This is a genomic window from Paracoccus salsus (assembly GCF_021556615.1).
GTDB classification, from domain to species: Bacteria; Pseudomonadota; Alphaproteobacteria; order Rhodobacterales; family Rhodobacteraceae; genus Paracoccus; species Paracoccus salsus.
This window is the reverse complement of record NZ_JAKGGD010000004.1, coordinates 189,998-216,351: the sequence shown is the minus strand read 5'-3', so window position 1 is coordinate 216,351 and position 26,354 is coordinate 189,998. Positions and strand designations below refer to the sequence as shown.

The 26,354-nt window shown below is 65.7% G+C and carries 26 protein-coding genes and 1 riboswitch; of the genes, 20 read left to right on the top strand and 6 right to left on the bottom strand.

Features of this window, described 5'->3' with window-relative positions; genetic code table 11:
- Positions 1 to 34 precede the first annotated feature (34 nt).
- The 4 genes from L1965_RS10275 (at position 35) to L1965_RS10260 (ending at position 3,941) form a co-directional block, all read left to right on the top strand.
- On the top strand, positions 35 to 832 hold the full coding sequence (locus L1965_RS10275) for an ABC transporter ATP-binding protein (RefSeq protein WP_235756338.1): 798 nt from the start codon (positions 35 to 37) through the stop codon (positions 830 to 832).
- 68 nt (positions 833 to 900) lie between these two features.
- Complete coding sequence (locus L1965_RS10270) at positions 901 to 1,581, top strand: ABC transporter ATP-binding protein (RefSeq protein ID WP_235756442.1); 681 nt, start codon at positions 901 to 903, stop codon at positions 1,579 to 1,581.
- 3 nt (positions 1,582 to 1,584) lie between these two features.
- Complete coding sequence (locus tag L1965_RS10265; RefSeq protein ID WP_235756337.1) at positions 1,585 to 2,592, top strand: branched-chain amino acid ABC transporter permease; 1,008 nt, start codon at positions 1,585 to 1,587, stop codon at positions 2,590 to 2,592.
- 11 nt (positions 2,593 to 2,603) lie between these two features.
- A complete protein-coding gene (locus L1965_RS10260) occupies positions 2,604 to 3,941 on the top strand; it encodes a branched-chain amino acid ABC transporter permease (protein WP_235756336.1) in 1,338 nt (445 codons plus the stop codon).
- A gap of 46 nt (positions 3,942 to 3,987) precedes the next feature.
- Here the strand turns inward: L1965_RS10260 and L1965_RS10255 are convergent, their stop codons facing one another.
- Entirely contained in the window at positions 3,988 to 4,524 is a 537-nt protein-coding gene (locus L1965_RS10255) for a CAP domain-containing protein (RefSeq protein ID WP_235756335.1), read from the bottom strand.
- A gap of 130 nt (positions 4,525 to 4,654) precedes the next feature.
- Between L1965_RS10255 and guaA the strand changes: the two genes are divergently transcribed.
- From guaA to rbsD, 6 genes are all read left to right on the top strand, one after another.
- Positions 4,655 to 6,214, top strand: coding sequence for a glutamine-hydrolyzing GMP synthase (gene guaA, locus L1965_RS10250; protein ID WP_235756334.1), 1,560 nt, complete (start codon positions 4,655 to 4,657; stop codon positions 6,212 to 6,214).
- Between the two features lie 57 nt (positions 6,215 to 6,271).
- Complete coding sequence (locus tag L1965_RS10245; protein WP_235756333.1) at positions 6,272 to 7,795, top strand: cryptochrome/photolyase family protein; 1,524 nt, start codon at positions 6,272 to 6,274, stop codon at positions 7,793 to 7,795.
- Between the two features lie 175 nt (positions 7,796 to 7,970).
- Complete coding sequence (locus L1965_RS10240) at positions 7,971 to 8,780, top strand: GNAT family N-acetyltransferase (RefSeq protein ID WP_235756332.1); 810 nt, start codon at positions 7,971 to 7,973, stop codon at positions 8,778 to 8,780.
- A gap of 111 nt (positions 8,781 to 8,891) precedes the next feature.
- A complete protein-coding gene (locus L1965_RS10235) occupies positions 8,892 to 10,709 on the top strand; it encodes a M3 family oligoendopeptidase (protein WP_235756331.1) in 1,818 nt (605 codons plus the stop codon).
- Positions 10,710 to 10,916: 207 nt separating this feature from the next.
- Positions 10,917 to 12,110, top strand: coding sequence for a dipeptidase (locus L1965_RS10230; protein ID WP_439332073.1), 1,194 nt, complete (start codon positions 10,917 to 10,919; stop codon positions 12,108 to 12,110).
- Positions 12,107 to 12,490, top strand: a complete 384-nt coding sequence (gene rbsD / locus L1965_RS10225) for a D-ribose pyranase (protein WP_235756329.1) — start codon at positions 12,107 to 12,109, stop codon at positions 12,488 to 12,490. The genes L1965_RS10230 and rbsD overlap by 4 nt, the downstream gene beginning before the upstream one ends.
- A gap of 9 nt (positions 12,491 to 12,499) precedes the next feature.
- On the opposite strand, the gene L1965_RS10220 is transcribed toward rbsD, so the two are convergent.
- On the bottom strand, positions 12,500 to 12,688 hold the full coding sequence (locus L1965_RS10220; protein WP_235756328.1) for a hypothetical protein: 189 nt from the start codon (positions 12,686 to 12,688) through the stop codon (positions 12,500 to 12,502).
- Between the two features lie 341 nt (positions 12,689 to 13,029).
- Between L1965_RS10220 and L1965_RS10215 the strand changes: the two genes are divergently transcribed.
- Positions 13,030 to 13,212 carry a hypothetical protein gene (locus tag L1965_RS10215; protein ID WP_235756327.1) on the top strand — a complete coding sequence of 61 codons (183 nt, stop codon included), beginning with the start codon at positions 13,030 to 13,032 and terminating at the stop codon, positions 13,210 to 13,212.
- A gap of 536 nt (positions 13,213 to 13,748) precedes the next feature.
- The gene (locus L1965_RS10210) at positions 13,749 to 14,717 is read left to right on the top strand and encodes a hypothetical protein (protein WP_235756326.1); all 969 of its coding nucleotides are present in this window, start codon (positions 13,749 to 13,751) and stop codon (positions 14,715 to 14,717) included.
- 52 nt (positions 14,718 to 14,769) lie between these two features.
- Here L1965_RS10210 and lepA read toward each other — a convergent pair whose 3' ends face one another.
- The 3 genes from lepA to L1965_RS10195 form a co-directional block, all read right to left on the bottom strand.
- Complete coding sequence (gene lepA, locus L1965_RS10205) at positions 14,770 to 16,569, bottom strand: translation elongation factor 4 (RefSeq protein ID WP_235756325.1); 1,800 nt, start codon at positions 16,567 to 16,569, stop codon at positions 14,770 to 14,772.
- A gap of 159 nt (positions 16,570 to 16,728) precedes the next feature.
- Positions 16,729 to 17,637 (bottom strand): DMT family transporter, encoded by a 909-nt coding sequence (locus L1965_RS10200; protein ID WP_235756324.1) that lies wholly within the window; start codon positions 17,635 to 17,637, stop codon positions 16,729 to 16,731.
- Positions 17,634 to 18,329 carry an HAD family hydrolase gene (locus tag L1965_RS10195; RefSeq protein WP_235756323.1) on the bottom strand — a complete coding sequence of 232 codons (696 nt, stop codon included), beginning with the start codon at positions 18,327 to 18,329 and terminating at the stop codon, positions 17,634 to 17,636. The genes L1965_RS10200 and L1965_RS10195 overlap by 4 nt, the downstream gene beginning before the upstream one ends.
- Positions 18,330 to 18,416: 87 nt before the next feature.
- On the opposite strand from L1965_RS10195, the gene L1965_RS10190 reads away from it, so the two are divergent.
- The 8 genes from L1965_RS10190 (at position 18,417) to L1965_RS10155 (ending at position 25,644) form a co-directional block, all read left to right on the top strand.
- Entirely contained in the window at positions 18,417 to 18,602 is a 186-nt protein-coding gene (locus L1965_RS10190) for a heavy-metal-associated domain-containing protein (protein ID WP_235756322.1), read from the top strand.
- A gap of 180 nt (positions 18,603 to 18,782) precedes the next feature.
- Positions 18,783 to 19,085: a hypothetical protein gene (locus L1965_RS10185; RefSeq protein ID WP_235756321.1), complete on the top strand. Its 303-nt coding sequence runs from the start codon at positions 18,783 to 18,785 to the stop codon at positions 19,083 to 19,085.
- 4 nt (positions 19,086 to 19,089) lie between these two features.
- Entirely contained in the window at positions 19,090 to 19,770 is a 681-nt protein-coding gene (locus tag L1965_RS10180) for an NAD-dependent deacylase (protein ID WP_235756320.1), read from the top strand.
- Between the two features lie 77 nt (positions 19,771 to 19,847).
- Positions 19,848 to 20,954: an endonuclease/exonuclease/phosphatase family protein gene (locus L1965_RS10175; protein WP_235756319.1), complete on the top strand. Its 1,107-nt coding sequence runs from the start codon at positions 19,848 to 19,850 to the stop codon at positions 20,952 to 20,954.
- Between the two features lie 36 nt (positions 20,955 to 20,990).
- A riboswitch (cobalamin riboswitch) is annotated at positions 20,991 to 21,181 on the top strand.
- A 135-nt stretch (positions 21,182 to 21,316) separates the two neighbouring features.
- On the top strand, positions 21,317 to 23,137 hold the full coding sequence (locus L1965_RS10170; RefSeq protein ID WP_235756318.1) for a TonB-dependent receptor plug domain-containing protein: 1,821 nt from the start codon (positions 21,317 to 21,319) through the stop codon (positions 23,135 to 23,137).
- On the top strand, positions 23,112 to 23,927 hold the full coding sequence (locus L1965_RS10165) for an ABC transporter substrate-binding protein (RefSeq protein WP_235756317.1): 816 nt from the start codon (positions 23,112 to 23,114) through the stop codon (positions 23,925 to 23,927). The genes L1965_RS10170 and L1965_RS10165 overlap by 26 nt, the downstream gene beginning before the upstream one ends.
- Positions 23,924 to 24,910 carry a FecCD family ABC transporter permease gene (locus L1965_RS10160; RefSeq protein WP_235756316.1) on the top strand — a complete coding sequence of 329 codons (987 nt, stop codon included), beginning with the start codon at positions 23,924 to 23,926 and terminating at the stop codon, positions 24,908 to 24,910. Before L1965_RS10165 ends, L1965_RS10160 begins: the two co-directional genes overlap by 4 nt.
- Entirely contained in the window at positions 24,910 to 25,644 is a 735-nt protein-coding gene (locus L1965_RS10155; RefSeq protein WP_235756315.1) for an ABC transporter ATP-binding protein, read from the top strand. The genes L1965_RS10160 and L1965_RS10155 overlap by 1 nt, the downstream gene beginning before the upstream one ends.
- Here L1965_RS10155 and L1965_RS10150 read toward each other — a convergent pair.
- On the bottom strand, positions 25,641 to 26,309 hold the full coding sequence (locus L1965_RS10150; RefSeq protein ID WP_235756314.1) for a rhodanese-like domain-containing protein: 669 nt from the start codon (positions 26,307 to 26,309) through the stop codon (positions 25,641 to 25,643). The genes L1965_RS10155 and L1965_RS10150 overlap by 4 nt on opposite strands.
- Positions 26,310 to 26,354: the final 45 nt, after the last annotated feature.

Below are 26,354 nucleotides of genomic sequence, written 5' to 3'. Positions count from 1 at the left end.
CTTCACCCAGATCGTGAAGACGGGGAAAACCAGAATGATAAGGGTCGAGGACCTTCATCGCCATTTCGGCGGGTTTCGGGCTGTCGATGGCGCCAGCCTGAGCATCCGCGACGGCTCCATCACCGGGCTGATCGGACCGAACGGGGCGGGAAAATCCACATTGTTCAACGTCATCGCGGGCGTTCTGCCGCCCACATCAGGGCGTGTCTACATGGACGGCGAGGACATCACCGGACTGCCTCCGCACACGCTGTTCCATCGTGGCCTGCTGCGCACCTTCCAGCTGGCGCATGAGTTCGCCTCGATGACGGTGCGCGAGAATCTGATGATGGTGCCGGGCGGACAGACCGGCGAGACGATCTGGAGCACCTGGTTCAAGCGCGGGCAGATCCAGCGCGAAGAGGCCGAACTGCGCCGATGCGCGGACGAGGTTCTTGAATTCCTCACCATCAGGCATCTGGCCGACGAAAAGGCCGGCAATCTTTCGGGTGGCCAGAAGAAGCTGCTGGAGCTGGGCCGCACGATGATGGTCGATGCGAAGGTGGTGTTTCTGGACGAGGTTGGTGCCGGCGTGAACCGCACGCTTCTTGGAACGATCGGAGACGCCATCATGCGGCTGAACAAGGAGCGCGGCTATACCTTCTGCGTGATCGAGCACGACATGGATTTCATCGCCCGCCTCTGCGACCCGGTGATCGTCATGGCCGAGGGCAAGGTTCTGGCCGAGGGCGCCTCGGACGAGATCATGCAGAACGAGGACGTGATCGAGGCCTATCTGGGCACCGGGCTGAAGAACCGGGTCAAGGCCGGGCAAGCCGAGGTCATCGCATGAGCGAGGCACAGGCAGACACCGCGCCGGCACGCAATGAACCCGCCAGCCACTATCTGGCCGCGACCGACATGCGCGGCGGCTATGGCAAGGTCGATATCCTGCATGACTGCACGCTGACGGTGGACAAGGGCCAGATCGCGGTGATCGTCGGTCCCAACGGCGCCGGCAAATCCACCGCCATGAAGGCCGTGTTCGGAATGCTGAACCTGCGCCAGGGGCGCGTCACGCTGGACGGCGAGGACATCACCGCGCTGTCTCCGCAGGAACGCGTCCGCAAGGGCATGGGCTTCGTGCCCCAGGTCAACAACGTCTTTCCCTCGATGACGGTCCGGGAAAACCTTGAGATGGGGGCGTTCATTCGTGACGAGGACGTCGACGAGACCATGGACCAGGTGTTCGACCTGTTTCCGGTCCTCAAGGACAAGCGCCGCCAGGCGGCGGGCGAATTGTCGGGCGGGCAGCGCCAGCAGGTCGCCGTGGGCCGCGCCTTGATGACGAAGCCGCAGCTTCTGATGCTGGACGAACCGACCGCGGGCGTCAGCCCGATCGTCATGGACGAACTGTTCGACCGCATCATCGAGATCGCGCGCACCGGCATCTCGATCCTGATGGTCGAACAGAACGCCCGCCAGGCGCTGGAAATCGCGGATATCGGCTATGTCCTGGTTCAGGGCGAGAACCGTTACACGGATACCGGGCAGGCCCTGCTGGCCGATCCGGACGTCCGTCGCACCTTCCTGGGGGGCTGAGCCATGGATATCCTGAACGCCGTTGTCGCCATCCTGAACTTCGTGGTGATCCCTGCGGCCGCCTACGGCGCCCAGCTTGCGCTGGGGGCGCTGGGGGTCACGCTGATCTACGGCATCCTGCGGTTTTCGAACTTCGCCCATGGCGACACCATGGCGTTCGGCACGGCGGTCACCATTCTGGCGACCTGGGGCCTGCAGGGGCTGGGCATCTCGATGGGGCCGCTGCCGACCGCGCTGCTGGCGCTGCCGGTCGGCATCGCCGCCACCGCCGCGCTGGCGCTGGTGACCGACCGGGCGGTCTATCGTTTCTACCGGGTGCAGCGGGTCGCGCCGATCATCCTCGTGATGGCTTCGGTCGGGGTAATGTTCCTGATGAACGGCCTGACCCGGCTGCTGATCGGGGTCGATGAACAGCGTTTCGCCGACGGCGCGCGCTTCGTGATCGACGTGCGGACCTTCCGTGAAATGACCGGGCTGACCGAAGGTCTGGCGTTCAAGACCACGCAGGCGCTGACGCTGGTCATCGCCGTGCTGGTCGTCTGGGCGCTGTTCTGGTTTCTCAACCGCACCAAGTCGGGCAAGGCCATGCGCGCCTATTCCGACAACGAGGACCTGGCGTTGCTGTCGGGCATCGACCCGGACAAGGTCGTGCGGATGACCTGGATCATCGCAGCGGGCCTCGCCACCATTGCGGGCGTCCTCTATGGTCTGGACAAGGCTTTCAAGCCGTTCAACTATTTCCAGATCCTGCTGCCGATCTTCGCCGCCGCCATCGTCGGCGGGCTGGGCAATCCGATCGGTGCGATCGCCGGCGGATTCGTCGTGGCCTTTTCCGAGGTCGCGATCACCTATCCGTGGCTCAAGATCGCGGGCTACCTGTTCCCGGCCTGGCAGCCGGAAGGCCTGCTTCAGTTGCTGGGCACCGAATACAAGTTTGCCGTCAGCTTCGTCATTCTGATCGTCGTGCTTCTGTTCAGGCCCACCGGCCTGTTCCGCGGCAAGTCGGTGTAAGGGGGTCTGTCATGTCAACGAACCGTCAGGCCGATCGTGCAAGCCCGTGGCGCGCGCCGATCCTGTTCGCGTTGCTCGCCGTGCTGTTCGTCATGGAAGGCACGATGCGCAACGCGATGTTCTCGGGCAGCTGGAACACCGCGCTCGGCATCCTGAACATGGGCCTGATCTCGGCGATCACGGCCCTGGGCGTCAACATGCAATGGGGCTATGCGGGCCTGTTCAACGTCGGCGTGGTGGGTTTTCTGGCCCTTGGCGGGGTCGCGCCCGTTCTGATCGCCACCCAGCCCGTCCCCGGGGCATGGAGCACTGGCGGGGTCCGCCTGCTGATCGCGCTGGCGGTCGGCCTTGGCACGCTGGCGCTGGCCGCGCAGGCGTGGAAACTCCTGCGCGCCGGACGCGGGCTTGTCGTGCTGATGATCCTGATCACGGGATTCGTCGTCTATCGCTGGCTGTTCGATCCGGCGGTCTTGGCCATCGAGGGCAACAACCCGTCCCGGCACGGCAATATCGGCGGCCTTGGTCTGCCGGTCCTGCTGTCCTGGCTGGTGGGCGGCGCCTTCGCGGCGGCCGCCGCCTGGGCGGTCGGCAAGGTCGCGTTGGGATTGCGGTCGGATTACCTGGCGATCGCGACGCTGGGGATCGGCGAGATCATCGTGGCCGTGCTGAAGAACGAGGACTGGCTGGCGCGGGGCGTCAAGAACGTCACCTCGATCCCGCGCCCGGTCCCCTACGAGATCGACCTCCAGAACAACCCGGAATTCGTGGCCTTCGCCCACAGCTGGGGCTTCAGCGCCGCCGAGGCCTCGGGGATCTGGGTCAAGATCTGCTACATGCTGCTGTTCCTGGTCGTTCTGCTGGCCATCATCCTTCTGGCCGAGCTGGCGCTGAAATCGCCCTGGGGCCGGATGATGCGCGCGATCCGCGACAACGAGACGGCGGCCGAGGCGATGGGCAAGGACGTGACCGCGCGGCATCTGCAGATTTTCGTGCTGGGCTCTGCGGTCATCGGCATCGCCGGGGCGATGATGATCACACAGGACGGGCTGATGGCACCGGTCGGCTACAACCCGCTGCGCTATACCTTCCTGATCTGGGTGATGGTGATCGTCGGCGGGTCCGGCAACAACTGGGGCGCGGTGCTGGGCGCGGTGCTGATCTGGTTCCTGTGGATCAAGGCCGAAGTCTGGGGACCGGCCCTGATCGCGTTCTTGACCGCGCCGCTGCCGGATGGCGGGCTCAAGGCGCATCTGCTGGAGAGCGCGGCCCATATGCGGTTCATCGCCATGGGTCTGGTTCTGCTGCTGGTGCTGCGCTTTGCCCCACGCGGTCTGGTTCCCGAGCAGTAGTCCGGGCACGCGCGCGGCGGCTATGGTTCGGTGACGGCTGCGGCGATCATGCGCAGTCGTCGCCCAGCACCACGCTCCACCACATGCGGCCATCGGCGCCCCGCGCGGCGCCGACGCCAAGATCATCGCTATGCTGACCCAGCAACTCGACCCGCTGCGGCGTCGAGGTCAGCCACGAGGAAACGATCCCGGCCGGCGCCCCGCCCACGGACACCAGTTGCACCAGACCGCAGGCCGGATAGCCGACGGCGCGGGCCCGATCCACCACATTCGAGCCGTTCGAGCCGGCGACCGTCGCCCGCCCCGTCGCCGCCATGTCGCAGGCATGCGATTGCGCGATCCGGTTCAAGCTGGCATCGACGCCCAGAACGGCCTTGCCCTCGGCCACGCGCGCGGCATTCACGGCATCAGCCATCTGCTGCTGCATGGACGCGTCGCCGGTGCAGATGGCCGCCAGCGACTCTTCGGCTGGCGGCACAGGCCCGACCTCGCCAACGGACAGGCTGTCATTCACGGTGGACGGTTCGCAGGCCGCCAGCGCGGCGATGGACAGAAGCATGGCGGCGATCGGTTTGGCAGACATGGCGACCTCTGGCTGAGCGGCTTGAGAAAATTGACAAAATACAACGCGCGCAGGGTGCCGCGAGTTCCAGGCGCGCGCGGCTGTCCGCTTGGCTCTTGCACGCCCGCCCGACCGACCTTAAAGCGCAACCATGACACAGCACCAGCGCCTTCTGATCATCGATTTCGGCTCACAGGTGACGCAGTTGATCGCGCGCCGCCTGCGCGAACTGAACATCTATTGCGAAATCCGCCCGTTCAACGCCGTCACGGACCAGCAGCTGCGTGCCGATCCGCCGCAAGCCATCATCCTGTCCGGAGGCCCCGCCAGCGTCACGGAAGAAGGCAGCCCGCGTGCCCCGCAGGCGGTCTTCGAGATGGGCGTGCCGATCTTCGGCATCTGCTACGGCCAGCAGGTGATGATGCAGCAGCTGGGCGGCCATGTCGAAGCAGGCCACCATGCCGAATATGGTCGCGCCTTCATCGCCCCTGCCCCCGGCCACAAGCAGGACGGCATTTTCGCGGGTCTGTTCGGGACCGGACGCGAGGAAGTCTGGATGAGCCATGGCGACCGCGTGACCCGGATGGCGCCGGGCTTCGAGGTGATCGGCACATCGCCCAACGCACCCATGGCGATGATTGCTGACGAGACACGGCATTTCTACGCGGTGCAGTTCCACCCGGAAGTGCATCACACCCCCAGCGGTCGGCGGATGCTGCAGAATTTCGTCAAGCTTGCCGGCTTTACCGGCGACTGGACGATGGCCAGCTACAAGGACGAGGCGATCCGCAAGATCCGGGAACAGGTCGGCGATCGCCGCGTGATCTGCGGGCTGTCGGGCGGTGTCGACAGCAGTGTGGCCGCCGTGCTGATCCACGAGGCGATCGGCGATCAGCTGACCTGCGTCTTCGTCGATCATGGCCTGCTGCGGCTGAACGAGGCCGAGGAAGTCGTGACGATGTTCCGCGACAACTACAACATTCCGCTGATCCATGCCGACGAATCCGACCTGTTCCTGTCGGCGCTGGACGGGGTCAGCGACCCCGAGGTCAAGCGCAAGACCATCGGCAAGCTGTTCATCGATGTCTTCCAGCGCGAGGCCGCCAGGATCGATGGCGCCGAATTCCTGGCCCAGGGCACACTTTATCCCGACGTCATCGAGAGCGTCAGCTTTTCCGGCGGTCCGTCTGTCACCATCAAGTCGCATCACAATGTCGGCGGATTGCCCGAGAAGATGGGCCTGAAGCTGGTCGAGCCACTGCGCGAGCTGTTCAAGGACGAGGTTCGGGCGCTGGGGCGCGAACTGGGCCTGCCCGAGACATTCATCGGACGCCACCCCTTCCCCGGTCCGGGCCTGGCGATCCGCTGCCCCGGCCAGATCACCCGCGACAAGCTGGAGATCCTGCGCAAGGCCGATGCGGTCTTCATCGACCAGATCCGCCGGCACGGCCTCTATGACGAGATCTGGCAGGCCTTCGTGGCGATCCTGCCGGTCCGCACCGTTGGCGTGATGGGCGACGGCCGCACCTATGACTATGCCTGCGCGCTGCGCGCGGTCACCTCGGTCGATGGCATGACGGCGGATTACTATCCCTTCAGCCACGATTTCCTTGGCGAGACCGCGACGCGGATCATCAACGAGGTCAAGGGCATCAACCGCTGCACCTACGATATCACCTCGAAACCGCCGGGCACGATCGAATGGGAATGACCATCTGAGGGGCACGCGCGAGGCCGCCTTCGCACCCCGTCGTTGCAGGAAGCCGCGATGACCCGACTGATCCTCGTGCTGGGCGACCAGCTGTCGCGCGATGTCGCCTGCTTGCGTGCGGCCCAAGACGGCGATGTGGTGGTGATGGCCGAGGTCATGGACGAGGCCGGCTATGTTCGTCACCATCCCAAGAAGATCGCCTTCCTGTTCGCCGCCATGCGCAAATTCGCCGCAGAGCTGCAAGACGCGGGCTTTCGTGTCGCCTACACGCGGCTGGACGACGCCGGGAACAGCCAGAAGATCGGCGGCGAATTGCTGCGCCGTGCCGCCCAGTTCGAGGCCGACGAGGTCATTGCGACCGAGCCTGGCGAATGGCGGCTGATCGACATGCTGACCTATCTGCCGATCAAGGTCCGCCAGTTGCCCGACGATCGCTTCCTGGCCAGCCATGCCGACTTCGAGGCATGGGCGAAGGACCGCAAGGAACTGCGGATGGAATGGTTCTATCGAGAGATGCGCCGCAAGACCGGGCTGCTGATGGATGGCGACCAGCCCGCGGGTGGCCAATGGAACTACGACCACGACAACCGCAAGCCCGCACAGGCCGACATGCTGCGCCAGCAACCGCCGAGTTTCGACCCCGACGCGGTGACGCAGGAGGTCCTCGACCTGGTCGAGGCGCGGTTCGGGGACAATTTCGGCGATCTGCGCCCCTTCGGCTATGCGACCGACCGCGATGGCGCGCTGAAGGCGCTGCACCATTTCATCCGCCATTCCCTGGACATGTTCGGACCCTATCAGGACGCCATGCTTCAGGACGATCCGCTGCTGCATCACTCGGTGCTGTCGCCCTATCTCAACGCCGGGCTGCTGTTGCCGCGCGAGGTCTGCGAGGCGGCTGCCAGCGCCTATGCCGATGGCAAGGTGCGTCTCAATTCCGCCGAGGGTTTCATCCGCCAGATCATTGGCTGGCGCGAATACATGCGCGGGATCTATTTCCTCGAAGGCCCCGACTACACCAGCCGCAACGCGCTGAACCATCAACGCAAGCTGCCGTGGCTCTATTGGGGCGGAGCGACGAAGATGGCCTGCATGGCGGCCGCCATAGGCCAGACGCGGCGCCTTGCCTATGCCCACCATATCCAGCGGCTGATGGTCACCGGCAATTTCGCGCTGCTGGCCGGAATTGACCCCGCAGAGGTCCACGAGTGGTACCTGTCGGTCTATATCGATGCCTATGAATGGGTCGAGGCGCCGAACACGATCGGGATGAGCCAGTTCGCCGATGGCGGGATCGTCGGCAGCAAGCCCTATGTCAGCTCGGGCAACTATATCAACAAGATGTCCGATTACTGCCGCGGCTGCGACTATTCGGTCAGCGCCAGGACCGGCGAGAAGGCCTGCCCGTTCAACCTGCTCTACTGGGATTTCATGATCCGCCACCGCGACAGGCTCGAGGCCAATCCGAGGATCAGCCGGATCTATGGCAACTGGGACCGGATGGACGAGGACAAGCGAAGGACGATCCGCGCCGAAGCGGCCGATTTCCTGCGACGCATGTCGGAGGGCGAACGGGTCTGACCTTGACGTGTGGCCCGGGACCGCCTGATAGAAGAGACCTGACAAGGAGAGGCGCAGATGATCCGCATCGGCATCGCCGCCCAGACCGCGACCTCTGGCTTCGCCTCATCCCGGGCGACAAAGCCCGTGACACTGCCGCCGCAATTGCGCGGATCGCCCGAGTGAAGGACACCAGATGAGCTGCGCCTGCGGACACCACCATCCCCGTCTTCCCGACAGCCGTGATCCGTCCGGCACGCCGATCGAACTGGCCCGCCCGATGGTCGCGCTGTCTGGCCGGCTGATCTGCGCCGACGCCCGGCAGATGATGGCGGCGCTTTCGCTGCTGCCCGATCACGTCGAGCTGAGCCGCGCCGAGCCGGGCAATCTGCGCTTTGACCTGTGGCAGGACGAGGATCCGCTGATCTGGCATCTGGCCGAACTGTTTCGCGACGCCGAGGCCTTCGCCGCCCACCAGCACCGCACGGCCGACAGCGCCTGGGGGCGTGATGGCGGCGATCTGGGGCGCGACCTGGAACAACGCGAGGTCATGCCGGCGATCCGGGCCGAGCAGCGCGGCGACCGCGACGCCATCGATCGCCTGCTGCGCGAGACCTTCGACGGCAAGGACGAGGCGCGCCTTGTCCGTGGCTTGCGCGATCAGGGCGACCTGACGCTGTCGCTGGTGGCCGAGGCGGCGGGGACCATCCTGGGCCAGGTGGCGCTGTCACCGCTGACGGGCGAGCGTCCCGCCCTGGCACTGGCCCCGCTTGCGGTCGCCGCCGGGGCACGGGGGCTTGGCATCGGCACGGCACTGGTCCGCGAGGCGATCGCACGGGCCGAGGGCACCCCTGTCGTGGTGCTTGGCGATCCCGGCTATTACGCACGGTTCGGTTTCGAACCGGCAGAGCTGGCCTCACCCTATGCCGGCCCGCATCTGCTTGTCCTTGGCCAGCTTCCGCGTGGCGCCGCCATCGGACATGCCCCTGCCTTCGCCGCACTCTGATCGTCGTCCGCGACGGCCTTCGATACGGCACAGGCACGATCCACCGCCCGAGGGTTGCGAACCGGTCGGCAGCGGTCCACATCTAGTCCAAATCAGCAAAGGACCACGAACATGGCAGGACACCCGACCTTCGACGCCGCCGAGCGGGTCAAGAGCAGCCCCTTTGGCGATCTTCCGGAATGGGATCTGAGCGATCTCTATGCGTCGCCCGATGCGCCCGAACTGGTCTCGGACATCGAACGGCTGGACGTCATGGTGAAGGACTTCGCCGCACGCTACCAGGGCAAACTGGCCGATCTGGACCCGGCCGGGATGCTGGCCTGCATCGAAACCTATCAGCAGATCGACATCATCGCCGGGCGGATCATGTCCTATGCGGGCTTGCGCTATTACCAGAACACCGTCGATCCGGCCCGCGCCAAGATGCTGGGCGACCTGCAGGGGCGGATCACCGACATCACCACGCCGCTGGTGTTCTTCAGCCTCGAATTCAACCGCATCCCCGACGCCAGCTACGAGTCTGTCTTCGGCGCGGATGGCGGACCGGCGCGCTACAAGCCGGTCTTCGACCGGATGCGCGCGATGCGGCCGCATCAGCTCTCGGACGAGCTGGAACAGTTCCTGCACGACAATTCGGTCGTCGGGGCCGCGGCCTGGAACCGCCTCTTCGACGAGACCAGCGCCGCGCTGAGCTTCGATGTCGATGGTCAGGCGATGGGGCTGGAGGAAACACTGAACCTGCTGACCGATCACGACCGGACCCGGCGCGAGACGGCCGCCCATGCGCTGGCACGCGTCTTCGGCCAGAACGTCAAGCTGTTTGCGCGCATCCACAACACGCTGGCCAAGGAAAAGGCGATCGAGGACAAGTGGCGCAAGATGCCCACGCCGCAATACGGCCGCCACCTGTCCAACCATGTCGAGCCCGAGGTGGTCGAGGCGCTGCGAAACGCCGTCACGGCCGCCTATCCGCGCCTGTCGCATCGCTATTACGCGCTGAAGGCGCGCTGGCTGGGTCTGGACAAATTGCAGGTCTGGGACCGCAATGCGCCGCTGCCAACCGATGCGCCCAGAACCATCGGCTGGGGCGAAGCCCGCGCCACGGTGCTGGATGCCTATGCCGGATTTTCTCCCAGGCTGGCCGAGCTTGCCGAGCCGTTCTTCGATCGCGGCTGGATCGACGCGGCCGTGACGCCCGGCAAGGCGCCCGGCGCCTTCGCCCACCCCACCGTCACCACCGTGCATCCCTATGTCCTGCTGAACTACCTGGGCAAGCCGCGTGACGTGATGACGCTGGCGCACGAGCTGGGCCACGGCGTCCATCAGCGGCTGGCCGCCGACCAGGGCGAATTGCTGGCGGCCACGCCGCTGACCCTGGCCGAGACCGCTTCGGTCTTCGGAGAGATGCTGACCTTCCGCGCTCTGCTGGCAAAGACCGGCGATCCCGCGCAGAAAAAGGCCCTGCTCGCCGGCAAGGTCGAGGACATGATCAACACGGTCGTCCGTCAGATCGCCTTCTACGATTTCGAATGCAAGCTGCATGCGGCACGCGCCGAGGGCGAACTGACCCCCGACGACATCAACGCGTTGTGGATGAGCGTGCAGGCCGAAAGCCTTGGACCGGTGTTCGAATTCATGCCCGGCTACGAGACGTTCTGGACCTATGTTCCGCATTTCGTACACTCGCCATTCTACGTCTATGCCTATGCTTTCGGCGACGGGCTGGTGAACGCGCTCTATGCGGCCTACGAGGACGGGCTGCCGGACTTCCAGTCGAAATATTTCGAGATGCTGGCGGCGGGCGGCGCGAAGCACCACAAGGATCTGCTGGCGCCCTTCGGCCTCGATGCGTCGGACCCTGCCTTCTGGGACAAGGGACTGTCGATGATCGAAGGCTTCATCGACGAGCTGGAAGCGCTGGAGCCATGACCGGACCGGGCCGGCAGAGCATCACGAGGTCGTTGCGCACGGGCATGCCGCCGGGCCATTCCATGATGGACCGGGCCGGTCATCGCGCCGGGCTGACGAACGCCCTGGCGATGTCCGGCGGTCCGGGGCATGGATCTTTCCGCAGGAAAGATGGCATGTTTGTCATCAGGCTGTCGCGTGGCGGGTCCATGCCCGAGAACAACGGAGATGCGGATGCTGAGACGGTTCCTTGTGTCGGCTGTGGTCCTTATCGTCGTCGCAACGACGGCGTTCCTCGTGCTTGCGCCGGGCTATGTCGAGCGCAGCCTGAACCCGCTGCGAATGCCCGATGAAGGCTGGCCGGTCAGCGCCGAGGCAGAGGCATTGCACAGCAACCTGGTGATCGGCGATCTGCATGCCGATCCCTTGCTGTGGGATCGTGACCTGCTCAAGCGTGCTGACCGGGGCCATACGGATGTCCCGCGCCTGCTGGAAGGCAATGTCGCGGTGCAGGTCTTCACCACCGTCACCAAAAGCCCGCGCGGCCAGAATTATGACGGCAACAGCGCCGAGGCTGCCGACAACATCACCCCGCTGTTCGTCGGGCAACTGCGGCCGGTGCGGTCGTGGTTTTCGCTGAAGGAGCGCGCGCTGGTGCAGGGCGAGGCGCTGCGCGACATGGCTGCGCGCGCGCCCGACCGACTGCGGCTGATCCGCACGCGCGCGGATCTGGCCGCGCTGCTGGCCGACCGCGCATCGGGTCAGCAGGTGCTGGGCGCCATCCTGGGCAGCGAGGGCGGCCACCCGCTGGAAGGCGATCTGGCCAATCTGGACGTTCTTTACGATGCCGGTTTCCGGTTGATGGGGCTGACGCATTTCTTCGACAACGAACTGGGCGGCAGCCTGCATGGCGAGGGCGGATCCGGGGCCGGACTGTCCGATTTCGGCCGACAGGTGGTGCAGGGGATGATCGCGCGGGGCATGGTGATCGATCTGGCCCATGCCTCGCCGCAAATGGTGCGCGACGTGCTGGCGATCGAGGGCGCGCGGCCAATCCTGTCGCATACCGGGATCCACGGCCATTGCGACAGCCAACGCAATCTGGACGACGTGCTGATGGCGCAGATCGCGGCAAAGGGCGGCCTGATCGGCATCGGTTACTGGTCGGACGTGGTCTGCGGTGCCACGCCGTCCGACATCGCCGGTTCGATCCGCGCGGCGGTCGCGCTGGCGGGAGAGGATCACGTGTCGCTGGGGTCGGATTATGACGGATCGGTGGATGCGCCGTTCGACGCGGCGCATCTGGCGGCGCTGACGCAGGCCTTGATGGATGCAGGGCTGGACGACGCGCAGATCGCCAAGATCATGGGCGGCAACATGATGCGCTATCTGGCCAAGACCTTGCCGGAGGGACGGGAATGAAGCGCGGCAAGCTGCTGCATGCCGAATTGTCGGGGCTGGTCGCCGCGCTGGGTCATGGCGACCTGCTGGTGATCGGCGATGCCGGGCTGCCGGTTCCGGCTGGCGTGCGCTGCATCGACCTGGCGGTGACGGGCGGCGTGCCGGGGATGTTCGATGTGCTCGACGCGGTGCTGGCCGAGATGGTGGTGGAGCGCGCGGCCTTTGCCCGCGAGGCTTCAGCCGATCTGGCGCATCAGCTGCGACAGCGCGACATCGGGCGGACCGAAACCATATCGCACAATGATTTCAAAGCGATGACACGCGACGCGCGGGCGGTGGTGCGGACCGGCGAGTTCACCCCCTATGCCAATATCGGCCTGTGGTCCGGGGTGGCGTTCTGATCCGTCAGCCTAGCTTTCCCGGTTCGTGATGCGGCGCGCGACCAGCCAGGACACGGGGAAGGCCGCGATGGCGCCGATGCCCGCGCCGGTCAGGATCGGCCACATGCCGACATGGCCCAGAACCAGCACGACGATCACGCCCATTCCGGCCAAGGTGGCTATCGAGATCGACAGAAGAAGCATGAAAAGTCGCGGCATGTGACGCCTCCTTGCGTTCGGATGGGGCGATTATATGCGGCGGGACGGCCCTGTATTTGATCCGTGTCAAACCGCGCAACGGCCGCGCGCGTTGCTGGGCGGCACCGCGCAACGGGTCCAGCGGGCAATGCGCCGAAAACCCAGCAATTGCAGGATTTTGTGGCGCACCGGGCGGACACGGGACAGGCACCGGATGTGCACAGGCTGTACACCGCTTGCGGGCGTTGCGCGGCGCGGTCCGCCTTCGCGGCGCGCAAACCGACATCCATGCCCTGTGCGGAACAATCGGCCCGCGCCCGCATTGAGTCCCCAGAAGCGATTTTCGCAACCCGGAGAACGACATGAAGAACCCGATGATGAGCGCGTGGCTGTCGGCCGCAAACAGCGTGGTCGGCGTGGCGCGGGGCCAGATGATGGCCGAGTTCAGCAGGACCCAGACCCAGATGATGCAGGAATGGCAACGCGCCTGGATGGCGGCATGGGTCGGCATGTGGCTGCCCGGCGGCGCCTCGAAACACCACTGACACCCGGATGATGCGGGTCCCTGCGCTGCTTGGCCTGATGCTGCTGCCGCTGCCGGCGGCGGCCTTAACGGCCCAGAACGGCATGACGGTCCGCCTGGCCGGCGCATCACTGATCGCGGTCGACCACCAGCACCGTCGCGCCGACACGGACTACTGGTACGCAGCAGCCGATTTCGCCCAGCGTGCGCTGGACCTGCCGGGCCAGACCCGGCTGTGGCGGGCCAGCCCCACGCCGCGCGGGTCCGGCGAGGGCATCCTGTTCACGCTGGACGAGGCGCAAAAGGCCGAGGGCGCGGGCCTGTCGCAATTCGGCGCGGGGCCGAGGGTGGCTCCATCCCGGTCGGCATGGTGGTGGGCAATCATTGCCAACCCAGAAACTACTTTGGGCGGATGGAAACCAGACTGCGACCACGAACTTAGTGTGGAAAAGACGGCGTGCACGCGTCTGCCCGACGCCGACACCAAAAACCTCTATTTGTATCTTGCTTTACGTTTTACTGGTCGGTATCCGGGTCGGATTAGCTATGGGAAGACCGATGCAGGACATAGTAAACGCAGGTGGATCACCGCAGAATGGGGTCCTATCAATCGACGATTTGCCGCGCAATACGCTGCAATCGATAATTCAACGACTCAACCAGAAGAGTCAAAGAACTACTAAGATCTTCAGCGCGGACTACGATTTAAACATCAACAGTTTAAAGCAGGTCAGCGATAAAATCCATCAGGAGTTTAATGGTCGCGATATTTTGTTTTTATCGGCCACCGTCAGTTTATCGTTAAGCAACGGGGCCCGACATGACTTCGCCAGTTGGGAAGAATTTGATAGCTTCGATACCAGTCAGGCCGCCCGTACAAAAGCAATCGCAATCGAAGTCACGGCAGACATCCTCGATTCTGACCGTACTCCACAGCGATTCAAGACTCAAATTAGCATCCAAAACACACCCCGCGCTTTTGGTCTAACTTTTGGTCCAATAAGCTTTCAGCGAATTGAAGATTTCGGGATTCCTCCCGTCCCGATTCATGCTACCGTGGAGTACAGCGACTTTATTGTCGGGAAAAATTTGATTGGTACAATTGATGGATGGGAGGATGCGCTAAAAAAGCGTGATCCCACATTCTTTCAGAAACTTAGCAGGCAATCTGAAAGGATCCGGAATTCCCTAACCTTCATCACCACCCTATCGGCGATTTACCTATGTGCGACCCTTCCTGACATCTTCAGTGCGAGCTTATATACGTCTTTAATCGCGTCTGCAGGAATCATATACGTCGGACACAACCTTGGATTATTTTTTGCCAAAAAAGTGGAGGAAAATATAGATAGATCTTCGACCTTTTCGAATATTACACTGACCGATGGCGACAGGAACCATAATGAAAAAGTAGAGAAAAGGAATAGATCAGCATTTAGGAAAGCCCTCGGTTTCCTCTCTTTCTGCGTCTTGCAAGTCGCACTTAGCGTAGTAGCTAACCCTGTTTGGGAGTACTTAAGTAGCTAACCCTGTTTGGGAGTACTTAAAATGAGTGGTGCAGGGTAATGGACAACCATCCTCACCCATCCATCTTCAAAGCCTGAATGAACGCCGTCTGCGGGATCTCGACCTTGCCGAACTGGCGCATCTTCTTCTTGCCGGCCTTCTGCTTTTCCAGCAGCTTCTTCTTGCGCGTGGCATCGCCGCCATAGCATTTGGCGGTCACGTCCTTGCGCATCGCCGACAGGGTTTCGCGCGCGATCACGCGCGAACCGATGGCGGCCTGGATCGGGATCTTGAACATGTGGCGCGGGATCAGTTCCTTCAGCTTTTCGACCATCAGCCGGCCGCGGGCCTCGGCGCGGTCGCGATGGACCATCATCGACAGCGCGTCGACGGGCTCGTCATTCACCAGGATCGACATCTTGACCAGGAAATCCTCGCGGTATTCGCTGATCTGGTAGTCGAAGCTGGCATAGCCCTTGGTCACCGATTTCAGCCGGTCGTAGAAGTCGAAGACCACCTCGGCCAGCGGCAGGTCATAGACCGCCATCGCCCGCGCGCCGGCATAGGTCAGGTCCAGCTGGATGCCGCGCCGGTCCTGGCACAGTTTCAGCACGTCGCCCAGATATTCGTCGGGGACCATGATCGTGGCCCTGATGCGCGGCTCTTCGATGTGATCGACCAGGGTCAGGTCGGGCATGTCGGCGGGGTTGTGCAGTTCGCGCATCTCGCCGTCGCGCATATGCAGGCGAAACACCACGCTGGGGGCGGTGGTGATCAGGTCCAGGTCGTATTCGCGTTCCAGCCGGTCGCGGACCACCTCGAGATGCAGAAGCCCCAGGAAGCCGCAGCGGAAGCCGAAGCCGAGGGCGGCCGAGGTCTCCATCTCGTAGCTGAAGGAGGCGTCGTTCAGGGCCAGCTTCTCGATCGCGTCGCGCAGGGCGTCGAAGTCGTTGGCGTCGACCGGGAACAATCCGCAGAAGACGACGGGCTGCGCGGGCTTGAAGCCGGGCAGCGCCTTGGGGGCCGGCCTCTTCTCATGCGTGATCGTGTCGCCGACGCGGGTGTCGCGGACCTGCTTGATCGAGGCGGTGAAGACGCCGATCTCGCCCGGCCCCAGCTCGGCGATGTCCTTCATGGCGGGGGTCAGGACGGCCAGCTTGTCGAGGCGGTAGGTGGCGCCGGTCTGCATCATCTTGACCTGGTCGCCCGGCCGGATCACGCCGTCCATGACACGCACCATCACGACGACGCCCAGATAGGCGTCATACCAGCTGTCCACCAGCATCGCCTTGAGCGGCGCCTCGGCGTCGCCGGTGGGTGCGGGCAGCCGCGTCACGATCGCCTCGAGCACGTCGGGAATGCCCAGGCCGGTCTTGGCGCTGATCGGTATGGCCTGGCTGGCATCGATGCCGATCACGTCCTCGATCTGCGCCTTGACGCGGTCGGGCTCGGCGGCGGGCAGGTCGATCTTGTTGAGGACCGGCACGATCTCGTGGTCTGCGTCGATGGCCTGATAGACATTGGCCAGGGTCTGGGCCTCGACGCCCTGGGTCGCATCCACGACCAGCAGCGAGCCCTCGACCGCGCGCATCGAGCGGCTGACCTCGTAGGCGAAATCGACATGGCCGGGCGTGTCGATGAGGTTCAGCACATAGGTCTGGCCGTCCTTCGCCGGATAGCTGATCCGGACGGTGTTGGCCTTGATCGTGATGCCCCGCTCGCGCTCGATATCCATGCTGTCCAGCATCTGGGCCTTCATGTCGCGCTCGGCGACAGTGCCCGTCAGCTGGATCAGCCGGTCGGCAAGGGTGGATTTTCCGTGGTCGATATGGGCCACGATCGAGAAATTGCGGATGAGGGACAGCTGGGTCATGGCGCGGCTATACAAGGCCGCACAGCGCCCGAAAAGAGGGTATCGCGCGTCGGTTCGCGGTCGCGCGCCGCGGGGCGCGAAGCCCCGCTGCGTCGCGGGCCCCTCGACGGGGTCCGCGACGCAGGCCGCCGGTGCGGGGGCAGGATCTGGCGCAGGCCTTCACCCCGGCCGGGTCAGGCTGCTGGCCGGGTCGCGCTGCGGCCGGCGTCCCAGTCGCGCCTCGCGCCACATCGTGTATCCGCCCGCCGCCGCGATCACCGCCGCCCCCGCCAGAGTCCAGCCGTCGGGACGCTCGGCGAAGACCAGCACCCCCAGGATGATCGCGAAGATCAGACGGGAATAGCGGAAGGGCGCAATCGCGCTGATCTCGCCAAGCCGGGTGGCGATGACCATGGTCATGTAGCCCAGAAGCCCGAACCCCAGCGACGCGGCCATCATGCCCGCATCACCCGCGCCGGGTACGGTCAGAGTCTGCCCCCCGACCAGCAGCAGCACCGCGCCCGCAAGCGACATCGCCCCGAAGGCCGAGGCGGTCAGCAACCCCGATCCGATCCGCGCCGGCAGTTGCCTCGTGACCAGATCGCGCACCGCCAGCGCCAGAACCGCGACCAGCGCCAGCACCGATCCCGGCTGAAAGGCCTCTGTCCCAGGCCGCACGATCATGATCACGCCCGCGAAGCCGATCACGATCGAGGTCCAGCGCCGCCAGCCGACCGGCTCGCCCAGCACCAGCGCCGCCCCCAGCGTCATCAGCAACGGCAGCGCCTGCAGGATGGCCGATGCGATGCTGAGATCGCCGACGGACAGCGCGGTCAGGAAGCATACCCCGCACACTGCCTCGGAGAGGTTGCGCAGGATCACGCCGCGATGCAGCAGGTCGCGCCGGCGCAGCCCTTCGGGCCCCAGCGCCACCCAGGCCCCGAAGACCAGCATCCCGGCAAAGCCGATCACCAGCAGCAGTTGCCCGATCGAGATGCGCTGCGACAGCAGCTTCAGCAACGCGTCCTCGCAGGCAAACGCGGCCATTCCCAGGGTCATCAGGACCGCGGCGCGGCCATTCCCGGTCATGTCCCGGCCTCCAGACAGGCCAGCAGCTTCGGCAAGTCCGCGATCGTGGCCAGTTGATGCAGCCGTGTGTGGTCGGGCGCATCGGCATGTTCCGCGACCCAGGTCAGGTCATGGGGGATGAAGGCCGCGAAGCCGCCAAGCTCCAGCACCGGCAGCACATCGCTCTTCATCGAGTTTCCCGCCATCAGGAAACGGTCGGGCCGGATTGCGTGCCGGTCCAGCACGCGGGCGTAGGATTCGGGGGTCTTGTCGGCCAGGATCTCGACCGACTCGAAACGCTCGGCCAGCCCCGAGGCCGCGATCTTGCGTTCCTGGTCGATCAGGTCGCCCTTGGTGATCAGGATCAGCCGTCGCCCCGACATGGCGTCCAGCGCCTGCGGCACGCCCGCGATCAGATCGACCGGATGGGCCAGCATTTCCTGTCCCAGATCGAGGATGCGACCGATCGTCCGCCCGTCCACGCGGCCATCGGTCAGCTCGATCGCGGTCTGGACCATCGACAGCATGAAACCCTTGATGCCAAAGCCATAGCGCGCCAGGTTGCGCCGCTCGACCTCGTAGAGCCTGCCGGTGACCGCCTCGGAATCGCAATGATCCGACAGCATCGCCACGAATTCGGATTCGGTCACGCGGAAGAAGGTCTCGTTTTCCCATAACGTGTCGTCGGCATCCAGCCCGATCGCCTCGATCATCGCACCCTCCTGCGGCCACATGTCGCGGCTTGCCCCGGCCAGGGACCGAGACCATGATGAGGTGGCGTTGTCAAACCCGAGAGAGCCATGATCTTCACCGTGCCCGACATGAGCTGCGGCCATTGCACGTCCGCCATCGAAACCGCCATCCGGCAGGCCGGCGGCCATGCGGTTGTTGATCTTTCCGCCAGGACGGTCACCGTCGAAGGGCTGGATCGCGACCGCGCCGCGACCGCGATCCGGGATGCGGGGTTCCAGCCGAAAGCGCCGTGACCGGCACGCGTCGGTCGGCGGCATCGCGACGCGACAAGGCTTCGCTTCGGTCGCGCCGCCCTCGCGACGGGGTGATTGAGCGTGGTTAAGGAATTTGCTATGACTTGATGCTAGGAAGGGCTTCGAGACCGGGAAAACCGGCGCCCCTTCATCTGAGGATAGGACCCGAGGAGACAGTCCATGCTGAATCGTTTCGTGATCGCGGCCGCCGCCGTGATGATCACCGCCCCGCTGGCCATGGCCGGCCCGATCGACAGCGCCTGCGTCAGTTCAGATCGCGCGCGGGGCAATTCGCCCCTGTGCAGCTGCATCCAGCGGGTTGCCGACCAGACCCTGTCGCGGTCGGACCAGCGCCGCGCGGCCGCGTTCTTCCGCGACCCGCATCAGGCTCAGGTCGTGCGCATGTCGAAAAGCGATGCCGACAACAGCTTCTGGGCGCGCTACAAGCGTTTCGCTGGCGCGGCCGAGGCCTATTGCCGCTAAGCGCTTGCGCATCGCGGTTCTGACCGGCGCAGGGATCTCGGCCGAAAGCGGCCTTGCGACCTTTCGCGCCGGCGATGGTCTGTGGGAACGGCATCGGGTCGAGGATGTCGCCACGCCCGAAGCCTTCGCCCGCGATCCGGCGCTGGTCCACCGCTTCTACAACGCCCGCCGCGCGAAGGCCGCCGACGCCCGTCCCAACGCGGCGCACCGGGCCCTCGCGGCGCTGGCCAGTCGCCACGACCTGGTGCTGATCACGCAGAATGTCGATGACCTGCACGAACGCGCCGGCAGTCGCTCCGTCATCCACATCCATGGCAGCCTGACGCGGGCCTTGTGCGCCGCCTGCGCGCATCGGTGGGACGCCCCGGCGGTGATGTCCGCCGGCGACCCCTGCCCGGCCTGCGCCGCGCGGGCCATACGCCCCGACATCGTCTGGTTCGGCGAGATGCCCCATCACATGGAGATCGTGTGGGAGGCCCTGGCCGCGGCGGATCTGTTCGTGGCCATCGGCACCTCGGGCAATGTCTACCCGGCGGCGGGTTTCGCCCAGCACGCCGGCCGCTGCGGTGCCGAATGCATCGAGATGAACATCGACGACTCGGCCAATGCCCGCGACTTCGACCGTCGTATCCTGGGCCCGGCCTCGCAGACCGTGCCCGACTGGGTGGCCTCGCTCGGCGCATGAACGCGGGACATGCGGGTTTCACGCCGCTTTCATGCTAGGATCGGATGATCCTCACGCAACGAACCGAGGGTCCTGCGATGAAGCTTGCCGTCTGGAATCTGGAATGGCTCAACGACATGGTGACCACCGATGGCGATGGCCGGCCGGTGCTGAAGCCGGGCGACGCGCGGGTGCGCGGCCCCAAGCCGCCCTGGCAGAGCGAGAACCCGACCGTCGCCCAGCGCAGCGCCCTGATCGCCGGGGGGCTGGCGGACCTGGACGCCGACCTGATCGTGGTGGTCGAGGGTCCGAACCTGACCGGCGAATTGCAGGCGATCTTCGATGCGCTGGCGCCCGGGGACTGGGTCTGCCATGTCCAGCGATCGCGCTATCAGTCCAGGCCCGGCCCGGACGGCCGCAGGCTGGGATCGGCGCAATGCGTCGGTCTGGCGCTGCGAATCGACCGTGGCGTCTTTGCCGATCCGCCCGTGACCCTGTGGGACAGCGAGGACCCTGCGGCCGGCCGCGTTCATGACGCCTCCGAGCCGTTCTTCCTGGATGTCGAGGAGAACGGCATCTTCGAATGGTTCCGCTATGAGCGCCGCCCGCTCTACGCGGAAATTCACCCTGCATCGGGGCCGCGCTTCCGCCTGATGGGCCTGCATCTGAAATCGAAGGGCATCTTCCAGGCCTACGAATGGTCGAAATGGTGGCAGCTTGCGGATGCCAATCGTCGCCGCCTGCTGGCGCAATGCCGCCATATCCGCACCCATTTCCTTGACCCCTACCTCACCGACCCCGCCACCGCGGGCATCCCGCTTGTCGTCTGTGGCGACATCAATGACGGCCCCGGCTTCGATACGTCCGAGATGCGGTTGCTGGCCTCGGGCGTCGAGACGCTGATGGGCTCGGTCTGGAAGCCGAAGCTGACCCTGGGAAACGCGCTTTACGACAGCCTGCCGCAGAAGGATCAGGACGCGATGGATTTTTCCGATCTCGGCACCACGCGCTTTCCCGATCCGATCTTCAACGACACCCATCACCGCGTCTGGATCGACCATATCCTGTATTCGCGCAACGCCCCGGCCGGCTGGGTCGACGAGGCCATGATCCCGCGCCACACCGCCGACGGCACGGAGTACTGGAAGATCAGCGACCATTTCCCCGTGACGGCCCGTATCGCATTGTCCCCGGCGATCACATGAAGTCCCGATAATCCTTGCGCGAATCCGGCGGCTGCGCTAACCCCGCCCTGCCTCGGTTCCGGATTCGTCCGGTGAAAAGGGAATGCGGTGAGATTCCGCAGCTGCCCCCGCAACTGTCAGCGGCGAGCGAGGCCGGAGAATGCCACTGTCCGCCCCATGCGGATGGGAAGGTCCGGCCGAGCGACGACCCGCAAAGTCAGGAGACCTGCCGAAGGCGATCACCCTGAGGGCATGCGAGGGGCATGCGCGAAACGGATCTTCCGTCGTGGTGGTGCTCGCCGTCCGGCAGGATTTTCCTTCCGGACCCATCCCATCTGCCCCGGGGCCATCTGGTGCACCGGGCGTCCGGAAGGACAGACATCGTGAAACTTCTTGCCATTCTCGCCGCGACAAGCGCGGTCACCGCCCTGCCCGCCATGGCCCAGGACAGCCTCGTGCTGCCTGAAATCACGCTGAGCGCCTATCAGACCGAGGCCGAGCTGGGCCGGACCGGCGCCACCGTCGAGGTCGTCACCCGCGCCGATCTGGACGCCGCCGGAACCACCCGGGTCATCGATTATCTGACGACGCTGCCGGGGATCTCGGCCTCGTCCAATGGCGGGTTCGGCACCCAGACCACCCTGCGGGTCCGGGGCCTGAGCGGTCAGTATGTCAAGGTGCTGGTCGACGGCATCGACGTGAACGATCCCTCCGGCACCCAGATCACCTTTGATCCCGGCGGCCTGATGACCGCCGATGTCGAACGCATCGAGGTGCTGAAAGGTCCGCAATCCGCGCTTTACGGCTCCGAGGCGATCGGCGGCGTGATCTCGATCACCAGCCTGCGACCGGACAGGGATGGCACGGTGCAGTCGGCGGCGCTGGAATATGGCAGCCATGATACCGCCAGCGCCCGCTATGCCATCGCGAACCGCGGCGCGGACCACGATCTTGCGGCGACCGTCTCGCATCTGCGGACCGATGGCTTCTCGGCCGCGGACGAAAATGACGACAACAGCGAAGCGGACGGGGCCGAGGCGACGCGCGTCTCGGTGTCGGGCAGCTATCGGCTGACACCCGACCTGACCATCGGCGGGGCGGCCTTCTGGCAAAAGACCCGCGCCGACTTCGACGAGAGCTTTCCGGTTCTGGGTGACGGAGCTGCGCCGCAGGTCGAGGTCAGCCGCAGCAAGGCCCGCGGTGCGCGCGTCTATGCCGAATACACAGCCGGGACGATCCGGCACAAGCTTTCGGCGCAACGCTATGTCATCGACCGCCGGTTGACCGATGATTTCGGCCTCTACGAGACGCGCGGCGAACGGACCGAGTTCGACTACAAGGGCGATACCAGCGTCAGCGACCGCGTGACGCTGGCCTGGGGCGGCACACACTCGGCCGAGCGTCTGGACCAGACCGGATCAGACGCCGACTTCATCGTCAACAGCGCCTTCGCCGAAGTCAGGGTCGCGGCGACCCGCGATCTGGATATCGCCGTCTCGGCCAGGCACGACCATCATTCCGCCTTTGGAACCGAGAACACCGGACGGATCGCGCTGGCCTATCGGCCGACCGAGGACTGGGTCCTGCGCGGCCAGTTCGGGACGGGCTTTCGTGCCCCCTCGCCGTTCGAACTCTATGCTCCGTTCTTCGGCAATCCCGACCTGCAACCGGAAACCTCGCGCGGGGTCGAGATCGGGGCCGAGCGCAGTTTCGGAAACGGTGCGTTCGCGCGCGTCACGCTGTTCCGGTCCAGGATCACCGATCTGATCGACTATGACTTCACGACAGCGACCTATGCGCAGGTTCCCGGCAGCAGCCGCACCCGCGGGGTCGAGATCGCGGCCGCCGCGCCGCTGACCGACCGGTGGCGGCTGAGCGGAAACCTGACCTATTCCGACAGCGAGGGGCCGGACGGGCAGCCTCTGAACCGGGTCCCCCGCCGTGCGCTGAACCTGCGGCTGGAGGGAGATGCGGGTCCGAAGACGCGTTTCGGCATCGGGTTGGGCCATGTCTCCGGCCTGTCCGACCGCAGCGGCGAGATGCCCAGCTATACGGTCGTGAACGCCAATCTGGAATACGACCTGACCGACCGCGCCATAGGCTATCTGCGGATCGAGAACCTTCTGGACGAGGAATACCAGGTCGTTCGCGGCTATGGCACCTCGGACAGGGCGGTCTATGCGGGGATCCGTGCCGGTTTCTGACCAGATACGAGGCGGGCTGGCGGCGATCCTGCTGGCCAGCCTTGCCGCACCTGCGGGCGCGGGGCCGCAGCGGGTGGTGTCGATGAATCTGTGCACCGACCAGATCGCGATGCTGCTGGCCGCGCCGGGACAGCTGATCTCGGTCAGCGACCTGGCGCGCGATCCGCGCATGTCGCCGATGGCCGAGCAGGCGGCGGCCTATCCGGTCAATCACGGCCGGGCCGAAGAGATCTATCTGATGAGGCCCGATCTGGTGATCGCAGGGCAATATGCCCCCGGGCCGACGGTGGCGATGTTGCGGCGGCTGGGGCTGCGGGTCGAAGTGCTGCCACCCGCCGAAAGCATCGACGCGATCCGCGGCGAGATCGCGCATATGGGAAGGCTGCTGGGGCGGCAGCGGGCGGCAGAGGCGCTGCTGGCACGGTTCGACCAGGGACTTGGCGCCGCGCGCCATGATCGCGACCGGGGGCGCGCGGCGCTGTATTACGCCAACGGCTTCACGTCGGGCCGCGACACGCTTGCGGGCGCGATCATCGAGGCGGCGGGATATGACAATATCGCGGCGGATTACGGCATCACCGACACCACCGCGCTGCCACTGGAACTGCTGGTCATGTCACGACCGGACCGGCTGATCACTGGCGCCAGATGGCCGGGCCGTTCGCGCAGCGAGGCGATCCTGGATCACCCGGCGCTGGCCAGCGTCGCACCGCGCACCGCCGGGGTCACCGACCGCGACTGGATCTGCGGCACGCCCTTCATCCTGCGGGCGATCGAGGCGCTGGAATGAGGCCGGTCCTCATCGTTCTGACGGTGCTGGCGGCGGCGCTGTTCGCAGCGTCGCTGCTGACGGGTCCGGCGGGAATCGGGACGGTGGACGGACTGCGCGCGCTGATCCTGGGCGGCGAGGGTCCGATGCCGATCGTCATGCGCGAGATCCGGCTGCCGCGCGCCATACTGGGGCTCGCCGTGGGCGCGGGGCTGGGGCTGACCGGGGCGGCGATGCAGGGCTATCTGCGCAATCCGCTGGCGGAACCGGGACTGATCGGCGTGTCGGGCATGGCCGCGCTGGGGGCGGTGATCGCGATCCAGACCGGGCTGTCGGCAACGGCCGCGCTTGCACTGCCGGCCGCCGCGCTGCTCGGCGCCGCGATCGGCGTCGGTCTGCTGGTCATGCTGGCCGGACCCCGCGGCGGGTCGATCACACTGATTCTCGCCGGAATTGCGATCTCGGCGCTGGCCGGGGCCGGCACGGCGCTGGTCCTGAACCTGTCGCCCAACCCCTACGCCGCCAATGAGATCGTGTTCTGGCTGATGGGCTCGCTTGCGGATCGCTCGATGCTGCATCTGTGGCTGGCGCTGCCGCCGATGGCTGTCGGGGCGGCGCTGATCTGGACGACCGGCCGGGCGCTGGATGCGCTGACCCTGGGCGAGGCGGCCGCCTCGGCGATGGGTGTGTCGCCGTCGGGCCTGCGCTGGCGGCTGATCCTCGGGGTCGCCCTGGTCGTGGGCCCGGCGACGGCGGTAGCGGGCGCCATCGGCTTTGTCGGGCTGGTCGTGCCGCACATGCTGCGGCCCTGGGTGCGGGCGCGTCCCGGGGCCCTGCTGCCGGCCTCGGCGCTGGGGGGCGCTGCGCTGCTGCTTGCGGCCGACATCGCCGTGCGGCTGATCCTGCCGGAACGCGACCTGAAACTGGGGGTGCTGACCGCGCTGGTCGGCGCGCCGCTGTTCCTGCACCTGATCTGGAAGACCCGCAGCGGAGGACGGATGTGATGCTGACCCTGCGCGGCCTGTCCGTCACCCGCCGCAACCGGCCGGTGCTGCATGGCGTCAACCTGTCGGTGCGGGCCGGCGAGCTGGTCGGGCTGATCGGACCGAACGGCGCGGGAAAATCGACCTTGATGGAGGCCGCGCTGGGGCTCGTCCCGTGCACCGGCCGTTCCAACCTGGCCGCGATGCCGGCCACGGACCGCGCCCGCGCCGCCGCCTATCTGCCGCAATCGCGCGAGATCGCATGGCCGGTCAGCGTCGAGGATCTGATCGCGCTTGGTCGCATTCCGTGGCCCGGCGGCGGACGAAGCCAGGCCGACCGCGTGGCCATCGATGCGGCCATCGCCCGGATGGGGCTGGAGCCTTTTCGCAAGCGCACCGCGCTGCGCCTGTCGGGCGGAGAACAGAACCGTGCTCTGATCGCCCGGGCGCTGGCGCAGGAAACCCCGTTGCTGATCGCCGACGAGCCGATCGCGGGCCTGGACCCGGCCCAGCAACTTGCCTGTCTGCGTCTGTTCCGGTCATTGGCCGCGGAAGGTCACGGGCTGATCGTTTCGATCCACGATCTGGGACTGGCCGCGCGGTTTTGCACGCGGCTTGTCCTGCTGGCGGACGGCAAGGTGCTGGCGGATGGCGATGCAAGCGTGGTGCTGGCCGACGAGATGCTGCGCCGCGCCTTCGGTATCACCGCCCGGCGCTTCGATACGCCGGACGGTCCGGTCTTCCTGCCGGTCTAGTCGGCCTCGACCGGTGCGGTGTCTGACGCTGCGGCCTCTTCGGTCGTCGCCTCGACCACCGGATTGCCACCCCCCGCGACCGTCAGCCCCAGCAGACGCCAGACCTGCATGCCGCCGCGATAATAGCTGATCCTGTCGGCCGGAAAGCCTGCCGCGATCATCGCGCGGATTGCGGTCGGCGACTGGCCACACCACAAGCCGTTGCAGAACAGGATCACCGGCTCGGCGGCGCTGCAATCGAACTTGCCATCGAAATCGGGCTCGCAGCCAAGCTGCGCAAGTTGCTCGACCGCCTGGGTGTAGGGAATGTTGATCGCGCCCGGGATCGTGCCGGTTGCAAACCAGTCCGGCGTGCGCGAATCGACAACTGTCGCGCTGCCGTTGCCGAGGGCCTCAAGCACCTCCAGCTCGCCAATCGTGGTCACACCCTCGACAGGCGTGTTCGGCTGGATGCAGAACGGTGGGCAATCGCGGCCCGTCAGCGCCCAATCGTCGTCAAGCGTCGCACCCTCGGTCTGGTCGCGCATGATCTGCACGGGACCATCCCGGGTTTCGACGGTCACACTGGGAATCTCGGCGGTGATGCCGACGCGCGGCGCATCCTGCGCCAAGGCAAGATGCGGAACGGCCAGAAATCCGGCCAGAATTGCGGCAGAACGGAACATGCGTGTCTCTCCTCCTCGTGAACTGGCATCGAGCCTAGCACAATC

Excerpts from the sequence above, each read along its gene's own strand:
- L1965_RS10160 (WP_235756316.1), top strand. The coding sequence starts at position 23,924 with ATGAGGCCGGTCCTCATCGTTCTGACGGTGCTGGCGGCGGCGCTGTTC.
- L1965_RS10190 (WP_235756322.1), top strand. The coding sequence starts at position 18,417 with ATGATCTTCACCGTGCCCGACATGAGCTGCGGCCATTGCACGTCCGCC.
- L1965_RS10165 (WP_235756317.1), top strand. The coding sequence starts at position 23,112 with ATGCGGGGATCCGTGCCGGTTTCTGACCAGATACGAGGCGGGCTGGCG.
- L1965_RS10265 (WP_235756337.1), top strand. The coding sequence starts at position 1,585 with ATGGATATCCTGAACGCCGTTGTCGCCATCCTGAACTTCGTGGTGATC.
- L1965_RS10150 (WP_235756314.1), bottom strand. The coding sequence starts at position 26,309 with ATGTTCCGTTCTGCCGCAATTCTGGCCGGATTTCTGGCCGTTCCGCAT.
- L1965_RS10200 (WP_235756324.1), bottom strand. The coding sequence starts at position 17,637 with ATGACCGGGAATGGCCGCGCCGCGGTCCTGATGACCCTGGGAATGGCC.
- L1965_RS10275 (WP_235756338.1), top strand. The coding sequence starts at position 35 with ATGATAAGGGTCGAGGACCTTCATCGCCATTTCGGCGGGTTTCGGGCT.
- L1965_RS10155 (WP_235756315.1), top strand. The coding sequence starts at position 24,910 with ATGCTGACCCTGCGCGGCCTGTCCGTCACCCGCCGCAACCGGCCGGTG.
- L1965_RS10195 (WP_235756323.1), bottom strand. The coding sequence starts at position 18,329 with ATGATCGAGGCGATCGGGCTGGATGCCGACGACACGTTATGGGAAAAC.
- guaA (WP_235756334.1), top strand. The coding sequence starts at position 4,655 with ATGACACAGCACCAGCGCCTTCTGATCATCGATTTCGGCTCACAGGTG.
- L1965_RS10185 (WP_235756321.1), top strand. The coding sequence starts at position 18,783 with ATGCTGAATCGTTTCGTGATCGCGGCCGCCGCCGTGATGATCACCGCC.
- L1965_RS10175 (WP_235756319.1), top strand. The coding sequence starts at position 19,848 with ATGAAGCTTGCCGTCTGGAATCTGGAATGGCTCAACGACATGGTGACC.
- rbsD (WP_235756329.1), top strand. The coding sequence starts at position 12,107 with ATGAAGCGCGGCAAGCTGCTGCATGCCGAATTGTCGGGGCTGGTCGCC.
- L1965_RS10255 (WP_235756335.1), bottom strand. The coding sequence starts at position 4,524 with ATGTCTGCCAAACCGATCGCCGCCATGCTTCTGTCCATCGCCGCGCTG.
- L1965_RS10220 (WP_235756328.1), bottom strand. The coding sequence starts at position 12,688 with ATGCCGCGACTTTTCATGCTTCTTCTGTCGATCTCGATAGCCACCTTG.
- L1965_RS10215 (WP_235756327.1), top strand. The coding sequence starts at position 13,030 with ATGAAGAACCCGATGATGAGCGCGTGGCTGTCGGCCGCAAACAGCGTG.
- lepA (WP_235756325.1), bottom strand. The coding sequence starts at position 16,569 with ATGACCCAGCTGTCCCTCATCCGCAATTTCTCGATCGTGGCCCATATC.
- L1965_RS10230 (WP_439332073.1), top strand. The coding sequence starts at position 10,917 with ATGCGGATGCTGAGACGGTTCCTTGTGTCGGCTGTGGTCCTTATCGTC.
- L1965_RS10235 (WP_235756331.1), top strand. The coding sequence starts at position 8,892 with ATGGCAGGACACCCGACCTTCGACGCCGCCGAGCGGGTCAAGAGCAGC.
- L1965_RS10270 (WP_235756442.1), top strand. The coding sequence starts at position 901 with ATGCGCGGCGGCTATGGCAAGGTCGATATCCTGCATGACTGCACGCTG.
- L1965_RS10245 (WP_235756333.1), top strand. The coding sequence starts at position 6,272 with ATGACCCGACTGATCCTCGTGCTGGGCGACCAGCTGTCGCGCGATGTC.
- L1965_RS10260 (WP_235756336.1), top strand. The coding sequence starts at position 2,604 with ATGTCAACGAACCGTCAGGCCGATCGTGCAAGCCCGTGGCGCGCGCCG.
- L1965_RS10210 (WP_235756326.1), top strand. The coding sequence starts at position 13,749 with ATGCAGGACATAGTAAACGCAGGTGGATCACCGCAGAATGGGGTCCTA.
- L1965_RS10240 (WP_235756332.1), top strand. The coding sequence starts at position 7,971 with ATGAGCTGCGCCTGCGGACACCACCATCCCCGTCTTCCCGACAGCCGT.